Origin of the sequence: Salipiger bermudensis, from assembly GCF_020171625.1 — a bacterium.
Lineage (GTDB): Bacteria > Pseudomonadota > Alphaproteobacteria > Rhodobacterales > Rhodobacteraceae > Salipiger > Salipiger bermudensis_B.
The window spans coordinates 83,033-108,186 of sequence record NZ_JAIUZY010000003.1; the positions used below are offsets into that span (position 1 = coordinate 83,033).

Annotated in this window: 19 protein-coding genes; 7 read left to right on the forward strand and 12 right to left on the reverse strand. The window is 68.7% G+C overall.

All coding sequences use genetic code 11. The features are described 5' to 3' along the window. The first annotated feature begins 155 nt into the window (after nt 1-155). The 5 genes from LCM15_RS03940 (at nt 156) to recN (ending at nt 9,515) form a co-directional block, all read left to right on the forward strand. Nucleotides 156-3,575 carry an error-prone DNA polymerase gene (locus LCM15_RS03940; protein ID WP_412103277.1) on the forward strand — a complete coding sequence of 1,140 codons (3,420 nt, stop codon included), beginning with the start codon at nt 156-158 and terminating at the stop codon, nt 3,573-3,575. Nucleotides 3,576-3,978: 403 nt separating this feature from the next. Then, nucleotides 3,979-5,700, forward strand: a complete 1,722-nt coding sequence (gene ftsZ, locus LCM15_RS03945) for a cell division protein FtsZ (protein WP_224853272.1) — start codon at nt 3,979-3,981, stop codon at nt 5,698-5,700. Between the two features lie 230 nt (nt 5,701-5,930). Next, nucleotides 5,931-6,860, forward strand: a complete 930-nt coding sequence (gene lpxC, locus LCM15_RS03950) for a UDP-3-O-acyl-N-acetylglucosamine deacetylase (protein ID WP_224853274.1) — start codon at nt 5,931-5,933, stop codon at nt 6,858-6,860. Between the two features lie 114 nt (nt 6,861-6,974). Beyond that, on the forward strand, nt 6,975-7,829 hold the full coding sequence (locus tag LCM15_RS03955) for an outer membrane protein assembly factor BamD (protein ID WP_224853276.1): 855 nt from the start codon (nt 6,975-6,977) through the stop codon (nt 7,827-7,829). Between the two features lie 33 nt (nt 7,830-7,862). Beyond that, nucleotides 7,863-9,515, forward strand: a complete 1,653-nt coding sequence (gene recN / locus LCM15_RS03960; RefSeq protein ID WP_224853278.1) for a DNA repair protein RecN — start codon at nt 7,863-7,865, stop codon at nt 9,513-9,515. Nucleotides 9,516-10,150: 635 nt separating this feature from the next. Here the strand turns inward: recN and ftsA are convergent. The 6 genes from ftsA to LCM15_RS03990 form a co-directional block, all read right to left on the reverse strand. Then, entirely contained in the window at nt 10,151-11,482 is a 1,332-nt protein-coding gene (gene ftsA / locus LCM15_RS03965; protein WP_224853280.1) for a cell division protein FtsA, read from the reverse strand. Further along, complete coding sequence (locus LCM15_RS03970) at nt 11,479-12,390, reverse strand: cell division protein FtsQ/DivIB (protein ID WP_224854552.1); 912 nt, start codon at nt 12,388-12,390, stop codon at nt 11,479-11,481. Before LCM15_RS03970 ends, ftsA begins: the two co-directional genes overlap by 4 nt. Next, nucleotides 12,387-13,301 (reverse strand): D-alanine--D-alanine ligase, encoded by a 915-nt coding sequence (locus LCM15_RS03975; protein ID WP_224853282.1) that lies wholly within the window; start codon nt 13,299-13,301, stop codon nt 12,387-12,389. Before LCM15_RS03975 ends, LCM15_RS03970 begins: the two co-directional genes overlap by 4 nt. A 152-nt stretch (nt 13,302-13,453) precedes the next feature. Next, nucleotides 13,454-14,398: a UDP-N-acetylmuramate dehydrogenase gene (murB, locus tag LCM15_RS03980; protein ID WP_224853284.1), complete on the reverse strand. Its 945-nt coding sequence runs from the start codon at nt 14,396-14,398 to the stop codon at nt 13,454-13,456. A gap of 42 nt (nt 14,399-14,440) precedes the next feature. Further along, nucleotides 14,441-15,895: a UdgX family uracil-DNA binding protein gene (locus tag LCM15_RS03985; protein ID WP_224853286.1), complete on the reverse strand. Its 1,455-nt coding sequence runs from the start codon at nt 15,893-15,895 to the stop codon at nt 14,441-14,443. After that, nucleotides 15,895-17,127: a putative DNA modification/repair radical SAM protein gene (locus LCM15_RS03990; RefSeq protein WP_224853288.1), complete on the reverse strand. Its 1,233-nt coding sequence runs from the start codon at nt 17,125-17,127 to the stop codon at nt 15,895-15,897. Before LCM15_RS03990 ends, LCM15_RS03985 begins: the two co-directional genes overlap by 1 nt. 95 nt (nt 17,128-17,222) lie before the next feature. On the opposite strand from LCM15_RS03990, the gene LCM15_RS03995 reads away from it, so the two are divergent. Next, nucleotides 17,223-17,957 (forward strand): glutamine amidotransferase, encoded by a 735-nt coding sequence (locus LCM15_RS03995; protein ID WP_224853290.1) that lies wholly within the window; start codon nt 17,223-17,225, stop codon nt 17,955-17,957. 75 nt (nt 17,958-18,032) lie between these two features. Here the strand turns inward: LCM15_RS03995 and LCM15_RS04000 are convergent, their stop codons facing one another. The 4 genes from LCM15_RS04000 to LCM15_RS04015 all read right to left on the reverse strand — a co-directional run bounded on the left by LCM15_RS04000 (nt 18,033) and on the right by LCM15_RS04015 (nt 22,065). Then, nucleotides 18,033-19,811 carry an SLC13 family permease gene (locus LCM15_RS04000; protein WP_224853292.1) on the reverse strand — a complete coding sequence of 593 codons (1,779 nt, stop codon included), beginning with the start codon at nt 19,809-19,811 and terminating at the stop codon, nt 18,033-18,035. Nucleotides 19,812-19,973: 162 nt separating this feature from the next. Next, nucleotides 19,974-20,786: a TIGR00282 family metallophosphoesterase gene (locus tag LCM15_RS04005; protein ID WP_224853294.1), complete on the reverse strand. Its 813-nt coding sequence runs from the start codon at nt 20,784-20,786 to the stop codon at nt 19,974-19,976. A gap of 240 nt (nt 20,787-21,026) precedes the next feature. Further along, on the reverse strand, nt 21,027-21,737 hold the full coding sequence (locus LCM15_RS04010) for a VCBS repeat-containing protein (RefSeq protein WP_224853296.1): 711 nt from the start codon (nt 21,735-21,737) through the stop codon (nt 21,027-21,029). Nucleotides 21,738-21,741: 4 nt separating this feature from the next. Next, nucleotides 21,742-22,065, reverse strand: a complete 324-nt coding sequence (locus LCM15_RS04015) for a 2Fe-2S iron-sulfur cluster-binding protein (protein WP_224853298.1) — start codon at nt 22,063-22,065, stop codon at nt 21,742-21,744. Between the two features lie 224 nt (nt 22,066-22,289). Here LCM15_RS04015 and LCM15_RS04020 point away from each other — a divergent pair, with 224 nt between their 5' ends. After that, nucleotides 22,290-22,823, forward strand: a complete 534-nt coding sequence (locus LCM15_RS04020; RefSeq protein ID WP_224853299.1) for a peptidoglycan-binding domain-containing protein — start codon at nt 22,290-22,292, stop codon at nt 22,821-22,823. A gap of 12 nt (nt 22,824-22,835) precedes the next feature. Here the strand turns inward: LCM15_RS04020 and LCM15_RS04025 are convergent, their stop codons facing one another. Both LCM15_RS04025 and LCM15_RS04030 read right to left on the reverse strand, forming a co-directional pair. After that, the gene (locus LCM15_RS04025; RefSeq protein WP_224853301.1) at nt 22,836-23,210 is read right to left on the reverse strand and encodes a VOC family protein; all 375 of its coding nucleotides are present in this window, start codon (nt 23,208-23,210) and stop codon (nt 22,836-22,838) included. Nucleotides 23,211-23,310: 100 nt separating this feature from the next. Then, nucleotides 23,311-24,711 carry a DegQ family serine endoprotease gene (locus tag LCM15_RS04030; protein WP_263619567.1) on the reverse strand — a complete coding sequence of 467 codons (1,401 nt, stop codon included), beginning with the start codon at nt 24,709-24,711 and terminating at the stop codon, nt 23,311-23,313. Nucleotides 24,712-25,154 lie beyond the last annotated feature (443 nt).

Below are 25,154 nucleotides of genomic sequence, written 5' to 3' on the forward strand. Positions count from 1 at the left end.
ATACTCCGGGGGAGTCCGCCCCCGGCGGACGGGGGCAGCGCCCCCGATTCCCCGCGCCATCCGCTCCCCCTATAGTCTCGCCCCCGAAAATCCTCCGGCAAGGCCCCCTCACCTTGCCATCCCTCACGAACGCCCCGCTCTTCTCTGGTTCCAAAATACCTCGGGGGAGTCCGCCCCCGGCGGACGGGGGCAGCGCCCCCAATCCCCCTCGCCACCCACAGGCCGACGGCAGGGACAGCACAAGCGACAAGGACGCTCCTCTTCCCACCGCATATGCCGAGCTCTGCGTCACCTCGAACTTCACCTTCCTCACCGGCGCCTCGCATCCCGAGGAGCTGGTGGCGCGCGCCACCGAGCTCGGGCTCTCGGCACTGGCGATCACCGACCGCAACTCGCTGGCCGGCGTGGTGCGCGCGTGGTCGGCGCTGAAGACCCTGCGCGAGGAGGCCGAGCAGGCGCTGCGCATCCGCTCGACCGAGCGCACCGATCCGTGCTCGCGCCAGCCCGAGGCCGGCACGCGGGAGATCGCCGTGCGCGCCGGCCTGCTGCTGCCGCGGCTGATCTCCGGCTGCCGGCTGGTGCTCGAGGACGAGCCGGTCGAGTGGCTGGCCCTGCCCACCGACCGCGCCGCCTACGAACGGCTGTCGCGGCTGCTGACGCTGGGCAAGCGCCGGGCCGAGAAGGGCCGCTGCCAGCTGCATCTCGCCGATCTCGAGGCGCATGGCCGCGGCCTGATCCTGATCGCCCTGCCGCCCGACGACCTGGCCCAGGCCACGACCCCGCTGCGGCGCCTGCAGCGGCGCTTTCCGGGCCACGTCTTCCTCGGCGCGCCGCCGCGCTATGACGGCTCCGACCAGGCGTGGTTCGACGCCTGCGCCCGGCTGGCGCTTCGGATGAACACGCCGATGGTGGCGGTGGGCGACGTGCTGATGCACCGCGCCGCGCGGCGCCAGCTCGCCGACGTGCTGACCTGCCTGCGCGAGGGCTGCACCATCGACGCCATCGGCACCCGCGCCCTGCCCAATGCCGAGCGCCGGCTCAAGCCCGCCGCCGATATGGCCCGGCTCTACCGCCGCCACCCCGCCGCCCTGCGCCGCACGCTGGAGATCGCGGCGCGCTGCGCCTTCGACCTCGGCGAGCTGAGCTACGAGTATCCCGACGAGATCGCCGATGGCGAGACGCCGCAGGCGCGGCTCGAGCGGCTGGCCCATGCCGGGCTCGAGCGGCGTTATCCCGAGGGCGCGCCGGACAAGGTCTTCGACCTGATGGCCAAGGAGCTGCGGGTCGTCGAGGAGCTGGGCTTCGCGGCCTATTTCCTCACCGTGAACGACATCGTCGCCTTCGCCCGGTCGCGGGGCATCCTGTGTCAGGGGCGCGGCTCGGCGGCGAACTCGGTGCTGTGCTACCTGCTCGGCATCACCGATGTCAGCCCCGACCTGATCGGCATGGTCTTCGAACGCTTCATCTCGCGCTACCGCGGCGAGCCGCCCGACATCGACGTCGATTTCGAGCATGAGCGGCGCGAGGAGGTGATCCAGTGGATCTACGAGAAATACGGTCGCCACCGCGCCGGGCTCTGCGCCACGGTGATCCATTTCCGCACCCGCGCCGCGATCCGCGAGGTCGGCAAGGTCATGGGCCTGAGCCAGGACGTGACGGCGGCGCTCTCGGGGCAGATCTGGGGCCAGTCCAACGGCGGCGCCGATCCCGACCGCATCCGCGAGCTCGGGCTCGATCCCGGCGACCGGCGGCTGGCGCAGACCATCGGCCTCATCGGCGAGATCATCGGCTTCCCGCGCCACCTGAGCCAGCACGTGGGGGGCTTCATCATCACCCGGGGCCGGCTCGACGAGCTGTGCCCGATCGAGAACGCGGCGATGGAGGGCCGCACCGTCATCGAGTGGGACAAGGACGATATCGACGCGCTCGGCATCCTCAAGGTCGACGTGCTCAGCCTCGGGATGCTGACCTGCATCCGCAAGGCCTTTGCCCTGCTCGAGCAGCACGAGGGCATCACCCACACGCTCGACACCGTGCCGCAGGAGGACACGGCCACCTACCGGATGCTGCAGAAGGCCGACGCGGTGGGCGTGTTCCAGGTCGAGAGCCGGGCGCAGATGAACTTCCTGCCCCGGATGAAGCCCGCCACCTTCTACGATCTGGTGATCGAGGTCGCCATCGTCCGCCCCGGCCCGATCCAGGGCGGCATGGTGCAGCCCTATATCCGCCGCCGGCAGGGCCTCGAGCGACCCGAGCCCTTCGGGCCGGCGCTGTCGGAGGTGACCCGCAAGACCCTCGGCGTGCCGCTGTTTCAGGAGCAGGCGATGCAGATCGCCGTGGTCGGCGCCGGCTACTCGGCGGAAGAGGCCGACCGGCTGCGCCGCTCGCTGGCCTCGTTCCGGCGCATGGGCACCATCGGCGAGCACCGCGACCGCTTCACCCGCGGGATGCTCAAGAACGGCTACACCCGCGAGGCCGCCGAGCGCTGTTTCACCCAGATCGAGGGCTTTGCCGATTACGGCTTCCCCGAGAGCCACGCCGCGGCCTTCGCCATGCTCACCTATGTCTCGTCCTGGCTGAAATGCCATCATCCGGCGATCTTCGGCTGCGCCCTGCTCAACTCGCAGCCGATGGGGTTCTACGCCCCGGCGCAGATCGTCCGCGACCTGCGCGACCACGGCATCGAGCTGCGCCCGATCTGCGTCAACCACAGCCAGTGGGACAACGTGCTCGAGCGGCGTGCCGACGGCAGGCTGGCGCTGCGGCTGGGCTTTCGCCAGATCAAGGGTTTCCGCGAGGAGGATGCCGGCTGGATCGTGGCGGCGCGCGGCAACGGCTATCCCGATCCCGAAAGCCTGTGGCTGCGCGCGGGGCTTCTGCCCGGCGTGCTCGAGCGGCTGGCCGAGGCGGATGCCTTCGCCGGCATGGGGCTGACCCGGCGCGATGCGCTGTGGCAGGTGCGCGCCATCCGCTCGCCGGCGCCGCTGCCGCTGTTTGCCGATCCGCTCGATGGCGAGGGGCTGCGCGAGCCCGATGTCGAGCTGCCGCCGATGCATCTGGGCGAGGAGGTGGTCGAGGATTACGTCTCCATGCGGCTGTCGCTGCGCGCCCACCCGATGGAGCTCCTGCGGCCCGACATTCCCGACATCGTGCCGCATTCCGAGCTCGCCGCCACGCCGCTGCGGCGGCTCTCGGTCTGCGGCGTGGTGATCACCCGGCAGCGCCCGGGCACCGCCTCGGGGGTGATCTTCGTGACGCTGGAGGACGAGACCGGGGTGTCGAACGTGGTGGTCTGGCCCAAGGTCTACGAGCGCTTCCGCCGCGCAGTCATGGGCGGGCGGCTGCTGCGGGTCACCGGCCACCTGCAGCGCGAGGGCATCGTCACCCACCTGATCGCCGAGCAGATCGAGGACCTGTCGTCGCGGCTCGGCGATCTCGGCCACCCGCTCGACGAGGCCATCGGCATCACCAACCCCGCCGCCGACGAGGCGCCGCGCCCGACACGTCCCGCCCCCGCCGCCAAGCACCCACGCGAGCAGGCGAAGCGGCTGTTCCCGAGCCGGGACTTCCACTAGACGCCGCGCCGCTCCCACCCCCACGAAACCGTGAGCGCGGAAAACCGCGTCGCCGTGATTTTCGGGGATGACGTCAGAGCGGGGCTTTGTTAGCTTATCCACAGAACCGCACACAGAGGCGGCCCACGGGGATGTCGAGCAGACCTCCCGACATGACCGAAGCAAGACGACTTGCGACCGCTTGAATGGCGTGTCGCCCGCTCTCGTTTTGCGTTGTTTTCGGTGAAAACCCCCAAATCTGGGGGTGTCGGCGAAATCCCGCGCGGATTACCCGATTTTACCCCATATTTCGTGGTTATTTTGCGTTTTTTACGTGACCCGTTGCTAATATGTCGGTAAGAATTGCCGGTAAAGGCGCAGGACAGGCGTGCAACAAGTCAAAAATCGCAGGCGGACAAAACACATGACACTCAACCTTTCGATGCCCGGACAGGAAGAGCTGAAGCCCCGGATCACGGTCTTCGGCGTCGGCGGCGCTGGCGGCAACGCCGTCAACAACATGATCGTCCAGCAGCTCGAAGGCGTCGACTTCGTGACGGCCAACACCGACGCTCAGGCGCTGCAGCAAAGCCTCGCGACCTCCAAGGTCCAGCTCGGCATCAAGGTCACCGAAGGCCTCGGCGCGGGCGCCCGTGCCTCGGTCGGCGCAGCCGCGGCCGAAGAGAGCATCGAGCAGATCGTCGACCACCTTGCCGGGGCGCATATGTGCTTCATCACCGCCGGCATGGGCGGCGGCACCGGCACCGGTGCGGCCCCGATCATCGCGCAGGCCGCGCGGGAGCTCGGCGTGCTGACCGTCGGCGTGGTGACCAAGCCGTTCCAGTTCGAGGGCGCCAAGCGGATGCGTCAGGCCGAAGACGGGGTCGAGGCCCTGCAGAAGGTCGTTGACACGCTGATCATCATCCCGAACCAGAACCTGTTCCGCCTCGCCAACGAGAAGACCACCTTCACCGAGGCCTTCGCGCTGGCGGACAACGTGCTCTACCAGGGCGTCAAGGGCATCTCCGACCTGATGGTCCGCCCGGGCCTGATCAACCTCGACTTCGCCGACGTGCGCTCGGTGATGGACGAGATGGGCAAGGCGATGATGGGCACCGGCGAGGCCGATGGCGAAGAGCGCGCGATCCAGGCCGCCGAAAAGGCCATCGCGAACCCGCTGCTCGACGAGATCTCGCTCAAGGGCGCCAAGGGCGTGCTGATCAACATCACCGGCGGTCACGACCTGACCCTGTTCGAGCTCGACGAAGCGGCCAACCGCATCCGCGAGGAAGTCGACGCCGACGCCAACATCATCGTGGGCTCGACCCTCGATGACACGATGGAAGGCAACATGCGGGTCTCCGTCGTCGCCACCGGCATCGACGCCAGCAACGTCCACAGCGACGTTCCGGTCCCGCGCCGCAAGCTGGCCGAGCCGCTGAAGCCGACCATGGGCGAAGAGGCCCCGGAAGAGGTCGCCGCCGCACCGGTCGCACCGCAGCGCGCCCCGGCCCCGGCGCAGCAGCAGCCGGCCCACGCGCAGCAGCCCGCCGCGGCCCGTGCCCCGGAGCCGGAATACGAAGAGGACGAGCCGTCGCTCTTCGGCGCGCATGAGCAGCAGCCGCACCAGCACCAGCAGCCGGTCTACGAGCAGCCCGCAGCACAGTCGCAGGACGACCTGCCGCCGCCGGCCTACCGTCCGCAGGTTGCGCAGTTCCAGCCGCAGACCAATGCGCTCGACGCCGAGCCCGAGAGCTTCGTCGCGCCCAAGGCGCCGGCCCCCGGCACCCCCTCGCCCGAGACCCTGCAGCGCCTGCGCACCGCCGCCGAGCACAGCCGGCAGCAGCCCCAGCAGCGCCCCGCCGCACAGGCGCCGCGCCCGGCCGCCCAGCCGCAGCAGCCCGCCGGCGCACACCGCCCGGCCTCCGAGGCCGAGAAGCCGCGCTTCGGGATCAACTCGCTGATCAACCGGATGACCGGTCATGGCCACACCCAAGGTGGCAATGGCGGCCACGAGGCCCCCGCCCCGCGCCGTCAGCAGCCTCCGATGCAGGCCCACCAGCCGGCTCCGGTGGTGGACGAGGACGAGCAGCAGGATCAGGATCGGATCGAGATCCCGGCCTTCCTGCGCCGCCAGGCCAACTGACATTTCGCACAGCACAGCGATGGAACGCCCCCTCTTCGAGGGGGCGTTTTTCTTTTGGGATCAAGAGCTTGAAACCGCCTGAAAACAGGCCCGCGAGGTTTCGCTTATTCCGTTCGTGCGATGTTTCAGGCGGTTACAATACTTGATTTGAGCTGACAGGGCCCGGTCTATATCTCCACCATCAAAGGAGCCCCCAGTGTTCTGAAGGCTTCGATGACTGAGGTACGACCGTGCAAACCACTCTGAGATCCGCTGTAACATTCCATGGCGTCGGCCTGCATTCCGGCCGCCCGGCGCGCATGACCATTCGTCCGGCCTCGGCCGAGCACGGCATCTGGTTCAAGCGGACCGACATCCTTCTGGGCGACACGCTGGTGCCCGCGCGCTGGGACGCCGTCGAGGTGACCCCGCTCTGCACCCGTATCGTCAACGGTGCCGGTGTCTCGGTCTCGACCATCGAACACGTGATGGCCGCGCTCTCCGGCTGCGGCGTGCACAACGCCCTGATCGAGATCGACGGCCCCGAAGTGCCGATCATGGACGGCTCCGCCGCCCCCTTCGTGCGCGCCATCCTTGAGCGCGGCACCCGCGAGCTGCGCGCGCCGGTCTATGCCATCGAGATCCTCAAGCCGGTGTCGGTGCTGACCGACAAGGGCTGGGCCCGCCTGTCCCCTGCCCGCACCGGCAACGGCCTGACGATGGATTTCCACATCGCCTTCGAGGATGACGCCATCGGCACGCAGGAGCGCAGCCTCGACCTCGCCAACGGCGCCTTCGTGCGCGAGCTCTGCGACAGCCGCACCTTCTGCCGGCAGTCCGATGTCGACGCGATGCAGGCCAATGGTCTCGCGCTTGGCGGCACCTACGAGAACGCAGTCGTCGTCGACGGCGACAAGGTGCTCTCGCCCGGCGGCCTGCGCCACAACGACGAGGCCGTACGCCACAAGATGCTCGACGCGCTTGGCGACCTCTACACCGCCGGTGCCCCGATCATCGGCCATTACGAGGGCCACAAGGCCGGTCACGCGATGACCAACATGCTCCTGCGCGAGCTGTTCTCGACCCCCGATGCCTACCGCATCACCCTATGCGACGACGGGCTTGCGGCACGTCTGCCGGGTGCCGGCGTCGAGCGTGAAGAGATCCCGGCAGTCGCCTGACGGCGTGCCGCGCTCAAAACGCCGTTAAGACGTTTTGCACCGGAATTTTCTGTGCTAGGACCGTGCCAAGGGCCGTCCTACGGCCCCCCAGAACGAACATGAGGTTAGTCGGGCATGGCAGGCGGAAGATCGCGTAAGCTATTGATCGGAGTGGCTTTTTCCGCTCTTCTGCTGGCGGGTTGCGATGCGCAGGAGCGCGAGGGATACGCCCGTGGCAACATCCCGCTCGAGACCTTCTCTGCCCAGCAGATCTATGAGCGCGGCGAGTACGAGCTCGACCGCAAGGACGGTGAGGAAGCGGCCTATTACTTCAGTGAGGTCGAGCGTCTCTACCCCTACTCGGAGTGGTCGAAGCGGGCGCTGATCATGCAGGCCTACGCCTACCACATCGAGAAGGACTACGAGAACAGCCGGTCCTCCGCGCAGCGCTATATCGATTTCTACCCGACCGACGAGGATGCCGCCTACGCGCAGTATCTGCTCGCCCTCTCCTTCTATGACCAGATCGAGGAAGTCGGGCGCGACCAGGGGCTCACCTTCCAGGCGCTTCAGGCGCTGCGCACGGTGATCGAGCGCTATCCCAAAAGCGAATATGCCCGCAGCTCGATCCTGAAGTTCGACCTCGCCTTCGACCACCTCGCCGGCAAGGAAATGGAGATCGGTCGCTACTATCTGCGCGACAAGCATTTCGGCGCCGCGATCAGCCGCTTCCGCGTCGTGGTCGAGGATTTCCAGACCACCACCCACACGCCCGAGGCGCTGCATCGTCTGGTCGAGGCGTATCTCTCGCTCGGTCTCGTGCAGGAGGCGCAGTCCGCTGGCGCGATCCTCGGCTACAACTACCAGGGCTCGGAATGGTATCGTGACAGCTACAAGCTGCTGACCAACCGTGGCCTGCCGCTCGAGGCTCAGGGCGACAACTGGCTGGCGCAGGCCTATCGCCAGATGGTGAAGGGCGAGTGGCTATAAGGGATGGCGGGCTGATCGCCCGTCCTGCAGTTCATGCTTCGAGCGCTTGAGATCCGCGACATGCTGATCATCGACCGGCTGGACCTCGCGTTCCAGCCCGGTCTCAACGTGCTGACCGGCGAGACCGGCGCCGGCAAGTCGATCCTGCTGGATTCGCTGGGCTTCGTGCTGGGCTGGCGCGGCCGCGCCGAGCTGGTGCGCAGCGGTGCCGCGCAGGGCGAGGTCACGGCGGTCTTCGAGCTGGCCCCCGGCCATGCCGCGCGCGAGGTGCTGGAAGACGCCGGGCTGCCGGTCTCGGAAGAGCTGATCCTGCGCCGGGTCAACAGCGCTGACGGCCGCAAGACCGGCTGGGTCAACGACCGTCGCGCCAGCGGCGAAGTGCTGCGGCGCCTGTCGGAGACGCTGGTGGAGCTGCACGGCCAGCATGACGACCGCGGCCTGCTCAACCCCTCCGGCCACCGCGCCATCCTCGACAGCTATGCCGCGATCGACACCGAGCTGGCGGCCGCACGTGCGGCCTGGGCCAAGCGGCGCGAGGCTCGCAAGGCGCTCGAGGCGGCGCAGGCCGCGCTCGAGGCGGTGCGCGCCGAGGAGGACTTCCTGCGCCACGCCGTCGATGAGCTGGACCGGCTGGCCCCGATGCCCGGCGAAGAGGCCGAGCTCGACACCAAGCGCCGCATGATGCAGAGCGCCGAGCGCATCCGCGAGGACATCGTGCGCGCCGCGCAGGCGCTCGGCACTGACGGCGCCGAGGGCACCATGGCCAACGCCCTGCGCTGGCTCGAAGGCGCCTCCGAGAAGGCCGAGGGCCGGCTCGAGGGCGCCATCGCCGCGCTCACGCGCGCCATGGCCGAACTCGACGAGGCCGGGCGCGAGGTCGAGGACTGTCTCGATGCGCTGGAGTTCAACCCGCAGGATCTCGAGGAGACCGAGGAACGGCTCTTCGCCATCCGGGGCCTCGCGCGCAAGCATTCCATCGGCCCCGACGAGCTGCCCGAGCTGGCGGCGACGCTGTCGGGGCGGCTGGCGGCGCTTGAGAGCGGCGCGGAGAACATCGCCGCCCTGACCCGCGCGGTCTCCGACGCTGATGCGGAGTATGACGCGGCCGCCGGCGCTCTGACCGAGACGCGCCGCGAGGCCGCGGGTCGGCTCGACGCCGCCATGGCCACCGAGCTCGCGCCACTGAAGATGGAGCGTGCTGTGTTCCGCACCGAGGTGGCCGGCGGCGAGCCCGGCCCCGAGGGCCGGGACGCGGTGGCGTTCACCGTGGCCACGAACCCCGGCGCGCCGGCGGGTCCGCTCAACAAGATCGCCTCTGGCGGCGAGCTGTCGCGCTTCCTTCTGGCGTTGAAGGTCAGCCTCTCGGAAGAGCGCAACCGGGGCGTCACGATGATCTTCGACGAGATCGACCGCGGCGTCGGCGGCGCCACCGCAGATGCGGTCGGGCGGCGCCTGAAGGCGCTTGCCGAGGGCGGGCAGGTTCTGGTGGTGACCCATTCGCCGCAGGTGGCGGCGCTCGGGGCGCATCACTGGCGGGTGCAGAAGCGGGTTGAGAACGACGCCACGCTGTCGACCGTTGCAGCGCTCGATGCCGGCGACCGCGAGGACGAGATCGCGCGGATGCTCTCGGGCGACACGGTCACCAAGGAAGCGCGGGCCGCGGCCCGGGCCCTGCTGGCGGGGTAGCTCCGCGAGGCTGAGGGCGTGCCGCTACCGGATGGCCCTGTTCGTCTTCTCCTTCCGGGTTGGCGCAGCCTCTAGATCACAGCGCGGGATTGCGCCGGGCGGGTCAGGCGCCCTCTCTGCCCCTCTGACGCAACATCTGTGACGCCGCGCCATCGCCTGCCCGCGGGATGGCGAACGGACTGCTGAATCCCTCGATTTATCCCGGCCAAATCCGAAGGACCTCACGGCTCAGCGCCGACGTCACCAAATCGCCAGCCCGTCCGGGCGGGCAGGCGATGGCACGGCGGCCTGCGGCCTTGATTCCGCGCCTAGACGGAGATTGAGGGATCAAGACCGATTAACCGCCCCCCTCGAACCCCGGCGAAACGCGTGGCACCGCCGTGCCAGCGCCTGCCCGCGGGATGGCGAGCTTCACGTGGAATCCCTCGATTTATCCCGGCCAAGTCCGAAGGACCTCACAGCTCAGTGCTGATGTCTCCAAATCGCCAGCCCGTCGGGGCGGGCAGGCGATGGCGCGGCGGCCTGCGGCCTTGATTCCGCGCCGTCGCAAGGATCCCCCGAAACGACAAACGCCCCCGCAGCATCCTGCAGGGGCGTCTGTATCGCACCAGAGAGGACAAGCCCCCCTGCCCAACTCACCAGTTGTCGCGGAACCACTTCACGGCGCGCTTGAGGCCGCCGGAGGCGTACTTGTCGACCGGGATCTCGAAATCCCACCATTCGTCCTGCGGATGCGCCGCGAACAGGCACAGCCCTACCGCGCTGGCAAAGCCCGGCCCGGTGGCGGCCTGCGGCAGGCCGTGCACGCGCATCGGGCGGCCCAGACGGACCTGCGAGCCGAGGATGCGGCTTGCCAGTCCGTCGAGCCCGGGGATCTGGCTCGCAGCACCGGTCAGCACGATCTGCTGGCTCGGCAGATGATCGAACCCGGCCGCGTCGAGCGAGGCACGGACCTCCTCGAGGATCTCCTCCACGCGCGGGCGCATGATGCCGATCAGTTCGGCCCGGCTCACCTGCCGCCGGTCATGGTGCCAGTCGCCGGTATCGCCCGAGATCTCGATCATCTCGCGGTCGTCCATGCCGGTGGCGACGACGCCGCCGTAGAAGGTCTTGATGCGCTCGGCCATCGCCATCGGGATCTGCAGGCCCATCGAGATGTCGCTGGTCACGTGATTGCCGCCCATCGCCACCGCGTCGGCGTAGATCATGTGCTTTTTCATGAAGATCGACACGCCGGTGGTGCCACCGCCCATGTCGATGCAGGCCGCGCCCAGCTCCTGCTCGTCCTCGACCAGCGCCGAGATGCCCGAGGCATAGGCCGAGGAGGCCAGGCCGGCGAGCTCGAGGTCGCAGCGCTTGACGCAATGGGCGATGTTCTGGATCGCCTGCGCGTTGATCGTCAGCATGTGCATGTCGGTGGCCAGCGCCCGGCCGATCTGCCCGCGCGGATCGTCGAGCCCGGAGCGGTGATCGAGCGCGAAGTTGACCGGCTGCGCGTGTAGCACCTCGCGCCCCACACCGAAATCGGGCACGTCGCAGGCCGAGAGCACCCGCGCCACGTCCTGCTCGGAGACCATGGTGCCATCGACCTCGACCTGACCGGCCAGCCCGTAGCTGCGCGGCTCGGCGCCGGAGAAGCAGACGATGACGTGATCGACCCGGATCGCGGCCATCTTCTGCGCCGCCTGCACGGCGGTACGGATGGCGCGCTCGGTCTCGCCCATGGCAGCGATCTCGCCGAACTTGACCCCGCGCGAGCGGGTGGTGGCCGCGCCGATCACCCGGAAGCCCGACTGCCCCGCCAGCGAGCCGATGCCGTCGTCGAGGATCTGCTCGGTGCCGTCGAAACGCAGCACGAGGCAGGCGATCTTTGAGCTGCCCACGTCGAGGATTGCCACAACACCGCGCTGCATCGCCGCCTTGCGCATGTTGCGCATCGCGCGCTGGGATTCATAGAGCTCGATCATTGTTGTTGTTCTCCGGTCTCTAAGGCCTTGATCCGCCAATATTGTTCTACTGCCTCGCCCGCCAGGCGCAGGGTCGGACGGCGCGGCAGCCGCAGATCGACCGCGGCGATTTCGCGCCCCAGCATGTCGACCGCCGCATCCATCGCCAGCGCCCGCTCGAGCGCCCGCACCGCGCCGGTCTCGGGCAGCATGATGCGCTGGCCGCGATCCAGCACCACGTCCCAGCGCCGCTCGCCCATGCGCACGAGGCCGCGCATCCGGTCGGTGAGCGGAGCCGCCGCGCGGATCAGCGCCATCGCCTCGGCCACATGCTCGTCGGCACCGTTCCCGGCGATCACCGGCAGGTTGGGACGATCCGAGCGCCGTGTCGCGGGGCCCACATGCACACCTTCCACATCGAGAAGCTCGAGTGCCCCACCGTTGCGCCAGAGCGCCACCGGCACCCGCTCGGTCACGTCGATCTGCAGCACCCCGCCCTGGCGGATGCGCAACTCGGCGGATTTCACCGCGTCGAGCCCGGTGATCGTGGCGCGCATGTGGTCGAGATCGAGGTCGAAGGAGCTGATCGGGAAATCGAGCGGCACGATCTCGCGGATGTCCTCGGACACGCCGGCGCTGGCGCCGTCGATGGCCATCAGGTTGACCATGAACTCGGGCCGGGTCTCGATCTGGGTGCGGATATGCGCAATCGTGTCGACCACCTGCGTGCGGTGCTCTTCGTAGGAGAAGTACCAGCTTGCCGCGCCGAAGCCGATCACCGCCGGAATGCCGACCCGCAGCGCGAGACGGAACATCGGCGTCAGCATCAGACGCTCGAGGCGGTATTTCAGCCGCGAGGGCGCGGGATCGGGGCGGTTCACCTGCTGGTTGGCCTGCTGGCTCGCCTGCCGACGGGGCGGTGCGCTCAACGGTTGCACGAGGCGTCCTCCACCATCCAGCGCATCAGCGCGCCAAAGGACATGCCGCAATGCTGCGCCTGCTCGGGCACCAGCGAGGTCGGCGTCATGCCGGGCTGGGTGTTGGTCTCGAGCAGGATCAGCCCGTCGAGGCCGCGGCTCTCGTCCCAGCGGAAATCGGTGCGGCTCACGCCGCGACAGCCAAGCGCGTCATGGGCGCGCAGGGCATAGTCGAGGCAGGCGTCGAAGATCTCGGCCGGCACGTCGGCGGGCAGCTCGTGACGCGAGCCGCCTTCCTTGTACTTGGCGTCGTAATCGTACCAGCCCTCGGTGAGGATGTCGGTGACGGTCAGCGCCCGGTCTCCGATCACCGTGGTGGTCAGCTCGCGGCCCGGCGCGTAGGTCTCGACCATCAGCGTGTCGGGCATGTCGTCCGCGATGCGCGGCGGCGTGTTGGCGCCCTCCTGCACGAGGTAGACGCCCACCGAAGAGCCTTCGTTGTAAGGTTTGACCACGTAGGGCGGCGCCATCACGTGGCGCGCCGAGATCTCGGCCTTGGTGGCTAGAACACTCTCGACCACTGGAAGCCCCGCAGCGCGGTAGACCTCCTTGGTGCGTTCCTTGTCCATCGCCACCGCCGACGCCATCACCCCGGAATGGGTGTAGGGAAGCCCCATCCATTCCAGCAGCCCCTGCACGCAGCCATCCTCGCCCCAACGGCCATGCAGCGCGTTGAACACGACGTCGGGCGCAAGCGCCTCGAGACGCTGCGCCAGATCGCGGCCGGCATCGACCTCGGTGACCTGATATCCTTCTGCCCTCAAAGCGGCGGCACATTCCCGCCCGGAACTGAGAGACACCTCGCGCTCTGCGGAGGGTCCTCCCAACAATACCGCCACTTTCGGGTTTGCCCTGCTCGACATCCCCAAAACCGCCTCGAAATCACGGGGCTTTCTGCCCCTTTTGTTCTGCTTCAGGACCCATCGGCCCGGCAAACCGGACCCGCCCTGCGAAATTCGACAGCTTGCTCTTTGATCGGCGAGCCGCCGTGCCTGTCACGCGCCGGTTGTCGGCGTCATTTCTGTGCGGGTTCACCGACCCGCATGATTTCCCAATGTAGCTCTATTCCACTGACTTGGAAAACCTTTTTTCGAACTTCTTCACCCAGCCCCTCGAGATCGGCCGCCGTGGCCTCTCCGGTGTTCACCAGAAAGTTGGAATGCTTGGGCGACATCTGCGCGCCACCAAGGGTTGCGCCGCGCATTCCGGCATCATCAATCACCTTCCACGCCTTGAGGTCATGCACGTCATCCTCGCGCCCGGTTGAGCTGAATCCCGCCGGGTTTCGGAAGGTCGAGCCGGCGGTGCGGTCCTTGGTGGGCTGGGTCTCGTCGCGCTTCCTGACCTGCGCCTCCATGCGCGCGGCGAGCGCGTCGGGATCGCCCGTCGCGCCCTCGAACACCGCCTCGACGATCACCCAGCCCTCGGGCAGCTCGCTGTGACGGTAGGACAGCTGGAGCGCGTCCTTCGAGAGGGTCACCAGATCGCCCTCGCGGGTCACCGCGCGGATCTCGACCAGGTGGTCGGCCACGTAGGTGCCATAGCAGCCCGCGTTCATCCGCACCGCGCCGCCAATGCTGCCGGGGATGGTGCGCAGGAAGGTGAGGTCGACCCCCTCCGCCGCCGCGCGCTTGGCGGCCTGCGCGTCGAGCATCGCCGCGCCCACGGTGACTCGGGTGCCGTCGATCTCGATGCCGTTGAAGCCGCGCCCGAGCCGGATCACCACCGCCCGCAAGCCGCCATCGCGCACGATCAGGTTCGAGCCGACGCCCATCGGGAAGACCTCCCGCTCCGGCGGCAGCGCCCGCAGGAACTGTTGCAGATCGTCGAGATCGGCGGGCTGGAACAGCACGTCCGCCGGCCCGCCGACGCGCAGCCAGGTGAGAGCGGAGAGGTCGCGGTTGGGCGTCAGCCGGCCGCGCACGTCGGGAAGGGTGTCGGAGGGGGATGTCTGGGTCATGGCGCTGTTCTGCCCTGCCCCGCCCTCCCGGTAAAGCCCCCGTTACGCCCCTTTGGTGTCGGCGGCGCCCTCGCCCTGCGCCACCAGCGCGGCGGCGCGGCGCAGATCCGCCTCGAAGGCCGCCTCGGCGGCCGAGCGCGCGCCCTCGGGCAGGCGCAGAAGGTAGGACGGGTGCCACGTCACCATGACCGGGGTGCCGTCGGGGGCGTGTTCGAGCGCCCCGCGCCGCGTCCCGATGCGGCGGCTATCTCCGGTCAGGCTCTCGGCTGCGCTCGCCCCCATCGCCACGATGAGCTTCGGGCGCACCAGCTGGCGCTCCATGTCCAGCCACCAGCGGCAATGGGCGATCTCGCCCGAGTTCGGAGACTGGTGCAGCCGCCGCTTGCCGCGCGGCGCGAATTTGAAGTGCTTTACCGCGTTGGTCACATAGGCCCGGTCACGCTTGAGCCCGGCGCGCGCGGCCACGGTGTCGAAGAGCTGCCCCGCCGGCCCGACGAAGGGACGGCCCGCCAGGTCTTCCTGGTCGCCGGGCTGCTCGCCCACGATCATCAGCGGCGCATCCAGCGGCCCCTCGCCCGCCACCGGCTGGGTGGCGTTCTGCCAGAGCGGACAGCGCCGGCAGCCCGCCAGCCCGGACAGCAGCGCGTCGCGGTCGCCCACCGGCGCGGGCGCCTCGGGGGCGCGCAGCCGTTCGGTGATGCGCTCGGCGCGGATCGGCGGCAGGCTCGGCGCCGCCTCGCCCATCGCCTGCGCCCGCGACTGGGCCTCGGCGATCAGCTCGGGAATCAGCGGCGCCTCGGGCAGGTTGCGCCAGTATTTCTTCGGCATCTCCGCCTGCATCGCGCCGATCTTGAGCCGGGCTGGGTTGAAGATGTTGCGGAAATAGGTGCGCCAGAGCTCCTCTGCAGCGTCGTCGGGCAGCTCGGGCCGCGCCTCAGGAGGGGCAAAGCGAATCTCGAACCCGTCGAAATGCGCCGTCAGATCGGGCGTGAAGATCGACCAGTCCATGTCGCCGAAACGCTTGGCAAAAAACGGCGCGGTCAGCTCGAGGATGTAATGCGACGGCTCGAACCACGCGGCAAAGCGGCGGCGCGTGGCGGCGGGATCGCCGATCTCGCGGAACCGCACGAAGGCGGTCATCTTGTGGCGGTCGCGGCTGACCTCCTTGGCCATGCGCCGCAGCCGGTCGATCCGCGGATCGCCGCGATCCTCGAGCAGGCCGCGGCTGTGGCCGAGCGCCCAGAGCAGCCCGTAGAGCCGGGCAAAGCGCTCGGGGTCGCGGTGCCAGACCACCAGCCGCGCCAGATCGACGAAGCCCTTGGGCACGGTCACCGCCCCGCCCCGCACCGGCGGCAGCGCCTCGGCAAAGAGATCGGCCTCGGCGGCGCCCCGGTGCCAGAGCACCTCTTCGGGCGGGACACCCGCGCCCAGAAGCGCCCGTGCCTCGTCGCGCCAGGCCTCGAAGGTGCCGATCTCCGGCAGCACGACCCGGCGCATCAGAGCAGCTGCAACTGCTCGGGCGGCGGCGCGAAGCGCGCCCGCAGGTCGGCGGCATCCAGCCCCCGCGGTCGCCAGTCGAGCGCCGTCAGGAAGGGCCGCGCCTGCTTGAGGTTCACCCCCATGCGACGCAGATCCTCGTAGCGCAGCGTGCGATGGCGGCGGGTGGCGAGGATGCGCCCGACGCTCTTGGTGCCGACGCCGGGAATGCGCAACAGCAGCTCGCGATCTGCACGGTTCACGTCGACCGGAAAGCGCTGCCGGTTGGCCAGCGCCCAGGCGAGCTTGGGGTCGATCTCGAGATCGAGATTGCCGCCCTTCGTGGCCGAGGCGATCTCGCCCAGCTCGAAGCCGTAGAAGCGCAGCAGCCAGTCGGCCTGATAGAGCCGGTGTTCTCGCATCAGCGGAGGCTTGATCAGCGGCAGCGCCGCCGAGCTGTCGGGGATCGGCGAAAATGCGGAATAATAGACCCGCTTCAGCCGGTAGCTGGAATAGAGCCGCGTCGAGGTGCCGAGAATGGTGGTGTCGTCGGCCCCGTCGGCCCCGACGATCATCTGCGTCGACTGGCCGGCGGGGGCAAAGCGCGGTGGGCGCTTGCCGGTGAAGCTGCGCTCCTTGCGGGCCTCGCGCGACAGGCGCACGTCGGCCATCGCCTTGCGGATCTGTGCCGGGTCCTTCTCGGGGGCGTAGGATTTTACCGCCCCGTCGGTGGGCAGCTCGACATTGATCGACAGCCGGTCGGCATAGAGCCCCGCCTCCTCGATCAGCTCGGGCGCGGCGTCGGGGATGGTCTTGAGGTGGATATAGCCGCGAAAGCCGTGCTCCTGCCGCAGGGTGCGGGCGATGCGCACCATGTCGGTCATGGTCTCGTCCGGGCTGCGGATGATGCCCGAGGACAGGAACAGCCCCTCGATGTAGTTGCGCCGGTAGAACTCCAGCGTCAGTGTCACCACCTCCTCGGGCGAGAAGCGGGCGCGCTGGACGTTGCTGCTCACCCGGTTCACGCAATAGGCGCAGTCGTAGATGCAGAAATTGGTCATCAGGATCTTGAGCAGGCTGATGCAGCGCCCGTCGGGCGTGTAGGCGTGGCAGATCCCCGAGCCGGTGACCGAGCCCAGCCCCTTGCCATCGCGCGAGTCGCGCTTCTGCCCGCCGCTCGAGGCGCAGGAGGCATCGTATTTCGCCGCGTCCGAGAGAATCGCGAGCTTCTGATCCAGAGTGAGTCGTGTCATGTGTTCATGATATGTTCACATGTCGCCCCCGAGCAAGACGGGCGCGATCACATCTGCGCTTTGCGGATCGGGCGCGCCGGGATAAAGCCTTGCGCATGAGCCGTTTCCTGATCCTGCAGCTGCGCCCCGAGGCCGAGGCCAGCGACGACGAGTTTGCCGCCTTCCTCGCCAAGGGCGGCCTCACGCCCGACCGGGTGCACCGCATCCGGCTTGATTGCGAGGACCTGCCCGAGGGGCTCGATCCGCGCGACTATGCCGGGGTGATCGTGGGCGGCGGGCCGGGCTGCGTATCGGACGCCGCGGAGGCCAAGTCCGCCATGGAGGCGAAGATCGAGGCCGCGTGCCTGTCGCTGATGCCGGCCATCACCGCCGCCGACGTGCCGTTCCTGGGCTGCTGCTACGGCATCGGCATCCTTGCGCATCACCTGGGCGCCGAGGTCGGCAAGGCGCGCTACGGCGAGCCGGTGAGCGCGGTGCGCTGCTCCCGCACCGAGGCCGGCGCCGGCGATCCGCTGCTTGAGGGGCTGCCCGAGCAGTTCGATGCCTACGTCGGTCACAAGGAAGCGGTGCAGACCCTGCCCGAGGGCGCCGCGCACCTGCTGAGCTCGGGCCCCTGCCCGTTCCAGATGATCCGTCACGGCGCCAACGTCTATGCCACGCAGTTCCACCCCGAAGCCGATGCCGCCGGCTTCGAGACCCGCATCCGCATCTACCGCCACAAGGGCTATTTCGACCCCGCCGAGGCGGACGACCTGATCGCCATGTGCCGCGCCGCCGACGTGCGCTGGCCCGAGCGGATCCTGCGCAACTTCGTTCGCCGCTACGGCTGAGGTCAGCCCCAAAAATCTTAGCTAAGATTTTTGGGGCAAGATTTTTAGGACTAAAAATCTTGCCCCGCGCCGCGCTCAGAGCGGCCAGATCAGCGGCACGAGCAGCGCGGTGAGCACGCCCACGCTGAGGTTCAGCGGCACGCCGACCTTGAGGAAATCCGAGAACCGGTAGCCGCCCGGACCGTAGACCAGCGTGTTGGTCTGGTAGCCGATGGGGGTGGCGAAGCTGCACGACGCCGCCACCATCACCGCCACCACCAGCGGCCGGGGATCGATCCCCAGCGCCTGCGCCAGCGAAATGGCGATCGGCGTGACGACCACCGCCACGGCGTTGTTGCTCACCGCCTCGGTCAGCACCGAGGTCAGCAGGAACACCGCCCAGACCAGAAGCGGCCCCGGCAGCGCCTGCATCCACGGCGCCACCGCCTGCACGATCAGCTCGACCGCGCCCGAGGCCTCGAGCGCCGCGCCGATGGCCAGCATGGCGAAGATCAGCGCCAGAAGCCGCCCCTCGATGAAGGAAAACGCCTCGTCCGCGTCGATGCAGCGCGCCAGCAGCACCACCGCCACGGCGATCACCGTCAGCGACAGGATCGGCGCCACGCCAAGCGCGGCAAGGATGACGATGGCAGCCATCGCACCTATGGCGACGGGGGCGTGGCCACGGCGGAAGGCGCGAGCCGAGGGGTGCGAGACGTCGACCAGCTCCATCTCGTCGGCGAGACGCTTGATGTCCTCGGGCGCGCCCTCGAGCAGCAGCGTGTCGCCCACCCGCACCACGAGATCGTCGAGCTTGCGGCCGATGTTCTGGTTCCGGCGATGCACCGCCAGCGGGTAGACGCCGTAGCGCCGGCGCAGGCGCAGCGCGCCGAGCGAGCGGCCGACCATCTTGCAGCCGGGAGAGATCAGCACCTCGACGGTGGTGGTCTCGCGCGCCGAGATCTGGTCGACCCGCTTGAGCTCCTTGTTGCGCTGCAGGCTCAGAAGCTCGGTCATCTGGGTCCGCAGCACGACGCGGTCGCCAACCTCGAGCGTGACGCCCTGCAGGTTGCGACGCAGCGACTCGTCGCCGCGCACCACGTCGACCAGCCGCACCCCCTCGCGCTTGAAGAGCTGCACGCCCAGCACGTCGCGGCCGATGAGGTTGCTGTCGGGCGGGATCACCGCCTCGGTGAAGAACTTCATCCGCGACCGGTCCGACAACATGCCCGCCATCGAGTGCCGCTCGGGCAGCAGGAAGCGGCCCGCCACCACGAGGTAGAGCATCCCCCATGCGACGAGGATGACCGCGAGCGGCGTGACCTCGAAGATCGAGAACGGCTCGAGCCCGTTGGTCCGCGCGACGCCGTCGACCAGCAGGTTGGTGGAGGTGCCGATCAGCGTGGTGGTGCCGCCGAGGATGGCGGCATAGCTGAGCGGGATCAGCAGCTTCGAGGGCTGCACGCCAAGCTGGTGCGAGATCTGCACGAAGATCGGCAGCATCATCACCACCACCGGCGTGTTGTTCATGAAGGCCGAGGCAACGATCACCACCATCATGATCACCGCGATGGCCCGGCGCGGGTGCTTGGCGACCTCGCCCTGCGCGTAGGTGGCAAAGGCATCGAGCGCGCCGGTGCGCACCAGTGCGCCCATGACGATGAACATCGCGGCGATGGTCCACGGCGCCGGGTTCGACAGCACCGTCAGCGCCGCCTCGTAGGGCAACACGCCCAGCAGCAGCAGCACCCCGACCCCGCCGATGGCGACGACCTCGGTCGGATAGCGTTCCCGGACAAAGAGCACGAACATGCCGATCACCGTGGCAATGGTGATGTAGGCCTGCGCCGTCTGGCTCAAGTCGAAAAACTGCATTCGGGAAATCTGCCTCTGCTCAACCCGCCACATACTGACGATGCACCGTGAAACTTCAAGCGCGACGGCAAGCACCCCTGACGGTGGCGCAAGGCCCTGTCTCGCCGCACTACAGTTAAAATCAGATGTGCAGCGGGGACAGACTCGCGCTCGGGGGCGCGCTCACGGCCCCGCCGCCTCGAGCCGCCCACCCTGCCGCACCATCTTGATCCGCTCGGCCTTCCCGGTGCGATCGTCGGTCTCGATATAGACGCCGCTGAGGGTCGCCTCGCCAAGCGCCGGCTGGAAGCGGGTCTTGCCCATGCCGGTGACGAAGCGGCGCATCGGCTCGACCTTGTCCATGCCGATCACCGAGTCGTAATCGCCGCACATGCCCGCATCGGTCAGATATGCGGTGCCCTTGGGCAGCACCTGCGCATCGCCCGTCGGCACGTGGGTATGGGTGCCCACCACGAGGCTGGCGCGCCCGTCGCAGAAATGGCCCATCGCCATCTTCTCCGAGGTCGCCTCGCAGTGCATATCGACGAGCACCGCCTGCGCCTGCCCGCCCAGCGGGTGCTTGCGCAGCACCGCATCCATCGCCGAGAACGGATCGTCGAAGGGGCGCTTCATGAACACCTGCCCCAGCACCTGCGTCACAAGCACCTTGCGACCGCGGCGGTCGGCAAAAAGCCCTGCCCCGCGCCCCGGCGCCTGCTTGGCGAAGTTGAGCGGCCGGATGATGCGCGGCTCGCTTTCGGCGAAGGTCATCATGTCCTTCTGGTCGAAGGCATGGTCGCCCAGCGTCACCACGTCGGCGCCCGCGTCGAGGATCGCCTTGGCGTGCTCGGCGGTCAGCCCCATGCCGTTCGAGGCGTTCTCGCCATTGACCACGACGAAATCGAGCTTCCACGTCTCGCGAAGCTTGGGCAGTCTTTCCGCGATGGCGGCCCGCCCAGCCCGGCCCATCACGTCACCAAGAAATAGCAGTCTCATGCCCGTATCCCTAAGCCCGCACGGCGCGAAAGCAAAGAGGTGTTTGAGGGCATCCCGCCAGAGGCGCGTCGAAAAGGCAGGTTCCGAAGGCGCTTCAAAAGGGCAAATGCCGAAGGCGCGTCAAGAGGTGCAAGAGCCGAAAGCGCGTCGTAAGGGCAAGCGCCAGACGCGCGTTCCAGGCGCACCGCGCGGCACAGGCGCACCCGTCGCAGCTTGCGACCCGGCCACGCCCCGAGCGCCCTACCGGCAGCCCAGCGCCCGCGCCATCGCGGCCTCGTCGTAGGGTCCGAGCGTCTCGCGGGTGATCTCGCCGCCGCGCAGCCGCGCCACGATGACGCGGGCCCAGTCGCCGCTTGCGAGCACCATCTCCGGGCCGTCACCGCAATCGCGTAAACCGCCCTCGATGTGATCCCAGCCGATGCGGTGGTTGGTGAGATCGCCCGCCGAGGCCACCTCGCGGAGCGTTTGCGTGCCCGGTACGAGGCGCCAGATGCGCAGCCGCTTGGCAAGATGCGGGCGGTCGACATAGGCCAGTTCGACCTGACCGTCGCCGTCAAGATCCGCCGCCCCAACCGGCGCCAGCCAGCGGTTGGGCTGGCCGATGAAGGGCGTGGCGGCGAAGAGCCCCTCGGCGGTGTAGAGCGCCAGCCGCGCGCCGCGCTCGAGATCGCTTTCCACCACCATCGCGGCGCGGTGCGCGCCCAGATCAACGAGCCGCGGCGCCAGATCCTCGAAGACGCGGCTCTCGGGCAACCGGATCAGCACGTCCGGCGCGCCTTCGCGGCTCAGCCGCAGCGCGCCCCACTCGACCGCGTCGCCGAGCACGCCGTGATCGTAGCGCGTGGTCGGCTCGGCATAGGCGGCGCCGGTCAGTGCCTGCGCCATCACGGCGCCGGGCGCGGTCCCCAGCATCGCCCAGAGGACGAGGCGGGACAGCAGCCGGCGCGGCACGGGATCAGATCTGCTTTTCGGGCATCTGCACGACCAGCCCGTCGAGCGCGTCCGTCACCTTGATCTGGCAGGTCAGGCGCGAGCGCGCCGGATCGGGCTCATAGGCGAAATCGAGCATGTCCTCTTCCATGTCGTCGCGTGCGGGCAGCTTCTCGACCCAGTCGGGGTGCACGTAGACGTGGCAGGTGGAGCAGGCGCAGGCGCCACCGCAATCGGCATCGATGCCGGGGATGTTGTTGTCGCGGGCGCCTTCCATCACGGTCATGCCGGAGGCAACGTCCACGACATGCTCGGTGCCGTTGTGCTCGATATAGGTAATCTTGGCCATGGCCGGGTCGTCTCCATCGTCTCGAATTCGCCCCCCTTTCCTAGTCATCGTGCGCCGCCTGCGCCAGCCCCTTCGCCCCGCGCACCGGTCAATCCCTGTGTGCAGGTGGGCGCGCCTGCTCAAAACCCCGTCACCCGGCGGGCGGAGCGTCGGCGCTTCCCAGCCCGACAGGAACCCGCTACTCTGCGCCGCAAAACCCCGCCCGAGACGAAGGCTCCGAGCAGATGACCCGCATTTCCGCCCTGAGCGCCGCGCTGGCGCTGGCCCTTGCCGCCTGCGCCGCGACCGACCCGGCCAGCACCGTCTGGCCCGGCGAGGCCCCGCCCGAGCCCGAGCGCATGGCCGACGGCACCTGCCGGGCGCGCGAACTGGTGCCCGCGATCTATGAAGAGGTGATGGGCGAGGTGCAGGTGGTGCAGGCCGAGATCGCCGAGGACGGCACCGTGATCCGCCCGCCGATCTACCGGCGTCAGCCGGTGCCGCGGGTGGTCAGCCCGCGCGGCGAGCTGCGATTCGAGGTGCCCTGCCCCGAACTGGTGACCTCCGAACTGGTGGCTTCGCTGCAGCGCGCGCTGGCGGCGCGCGACTACTACGCCGGGCCGGTGACGAGCCAGATGGACCGCGCCACCATCGCCTCGATCCGCCAGTACCAGACCGAGCGCGGGCTGGAGAGCGGGCAGCTTTCGGTCGAGACCGCGCGCACGCTGGGCCTCATCGCGGCACCACTGGCAGAGATCGAGGAGCTGGGCGATTTCTGAGCCCCTGCCGCGCTAACCGGCGGGCGCTGCGCGAAAGGCCCGGCTCGAGATCTGCACCGGGTTGCCGGCGGGATCCTTGGCGTTGCTGAAGACATACCCGTCGGCCTGATGGATCAGGCCGAAGACCAGCCCGCCGGTCTCGGCCTCGGCGCGGAACGCGGCGACATCCTCGACATCGAAGACCAGCTTCACCAGCGACTGCCCGGCCCGCTGCCCCTTGGCCGCCGGATGCAGAAGCAGCGCGAGGCCGCCCGCGGGCGGCATCAACTCGACGATCCGGTCGCCCGGCGTGTGGAGCGCCTCGTAGCCGAAGAACCGGCTATAGAAGGCGATCATCTCGTCAGGCTTGCGGGTATAGAGCACGACGCTCCCAAGCTGTCCGGTCATCGTCTGCCCTCCCAGTTGCAAGCGCCGTCGGCCCAGGCGCGAGACATGAAAAGGGCGGGTCCGAAGACCCGCCCTTTCGCATCGTCTTATGCCTGACGGCTCACTCGCTTGCGTCGAGCGACAGTGCCACGAAGCGCGGATCGCCACCGCGGCGGACCAGAAGCAGGATCGACTTGCGACCGGCCTCCTTGGCCTCCTCGACCTTGGTCTCGAGTTCCGAGATGCTCAGCACCTCGGCCTGACCGGCCTCGGTGATGATGTCGCCGGCGCGCAGGCCCTTCTCGAAGGCCTCCGAGCTTTCGTCGACGCCGGTGACCGCGAGGCCGGTGGCGTTCGGCTGAAGGCCCATCTCATCGCGCAGTTCCTGCGTCAGCGGGCTGAGGGTCAGGCCCATCAGCTGCGATTCCGCAGGCTCGTCCGGGGTCATTTCCTGGCTTGCCGGATAGGTGCGCTCGGCTTCCTCGCGGCGGCCCAGCGTGACCTTGAGGGTCTCGGTGGTGCCGTTGCGGTTGACCACCACGCGGACCGACTTGCCGACCTCGGTGTTGCCGACGATGCGGACGAGCTGGCGGGTGTCCTGCACCTCGCGACCGTCGAAGCTGACGATCACGTCACCGGCCTTCATGCCGGCTTCCATCGCCGGACCCTCGGGCACGTCGGAGACCATCGCGCCCTCGGCCGAGGCAAGGCCAAGCGCTTCGGCCATGTCGTCGGTCACGTCCTGGATGCGCACGCCGAGCCAGCCGCGGCGGGTCTCGCCGAACTCCTTAAGCTGCGCGACCACCTTGGTCACCACGTTCGACGCCATCGAGAAGCCGATGCCGATCGAGCCGCCGTTGGGCGACAGGATCGCGGTGTTCACGCCGATCACCTCGCCGCCCATGTTGAACAGCGGGCCGCCGGAGTTGCCGCGGTTGATGGCGGCGTCGGTCTGGATGTAGTCGTCATAGGTGCCCGAGAGCGCCCGGTTGCGTGCCGAGACGATGCCGGCGGAGACCGAGAAGCCCTGCCCCAGCGGGTTGCCCATCGCCATCACCCAGTCGCCGACGCGGGCATTGTCGCTGTTGCCGAAGGAGACGAACTTGAGCGGCTCTTCGGCCTCGACCTTGAGCAGCGCGATGTCGGTGTTGGGATCGGTGCCGACCAGCTCTGCCGGGAGCGTGAAGCCCTCGAAGAACTCGATCTCGATCTCGTCCGCGCCCTCGATGACGTGGTTGTTGGTGACGATATAGCCGTCTTCCGAGATGACGAAGCCGGACCCCAGAGCCGAAGAGCGGCGCGGGCTGTCGCCCGGGCCGCCGTTGCGATCCTGGAACTCACGGAAGAAATCCTCGAAGGGCGAGCCTTCGGGAACGATGCCCTGCGGGCCGGTCCGACCGGCCACCGTGGTCGAGGTGGTGATGTTGACCACCGCGGGGCTGATGCGCTCGGCCAGCTTGGAAAAGCTTTCGGGCGCGTTCTGGGCCGATGCCATCAGCGTCTGCGACACGATCAGGAACATCGACACCGCTGCCAGCCAGAACAGCCGAAGCGGGCTGGCTGTATCGCGTGTCACTGCAAGTGCTTGCGGGTTCACCTGGTTCACCTGGAACTCCTTTTCTGCGGCAGCGGCCCGCGCAAAGCCCCGCGCGGCTGCCCTGCCTCCTCACGATGAGGCTAACATAGGAGCATTTCGGCGCCACCAAAGAAAAGGTTGCAGAGCTTCAAGCGCATGTGAAAACCCGGTGATGGCGCGAGATGAGCGGGGGTGCGCTTCGGGTCGGGTGATCGCTGCTTTTACGCTGGGGAGACCCGATGCCGAGAGCGGTGCCTACCGACGCGGCGGAGAGCGGTCCACCCTTCGGGCGCGCTGCTGGGGGTTTCGGGATTCACCCTCGCTCCTGCAGACGCGTAGGGACCGCAAGTGCCCAGTGCTTCGGAGATCGGGAGGGGCCGCGCAGGCGC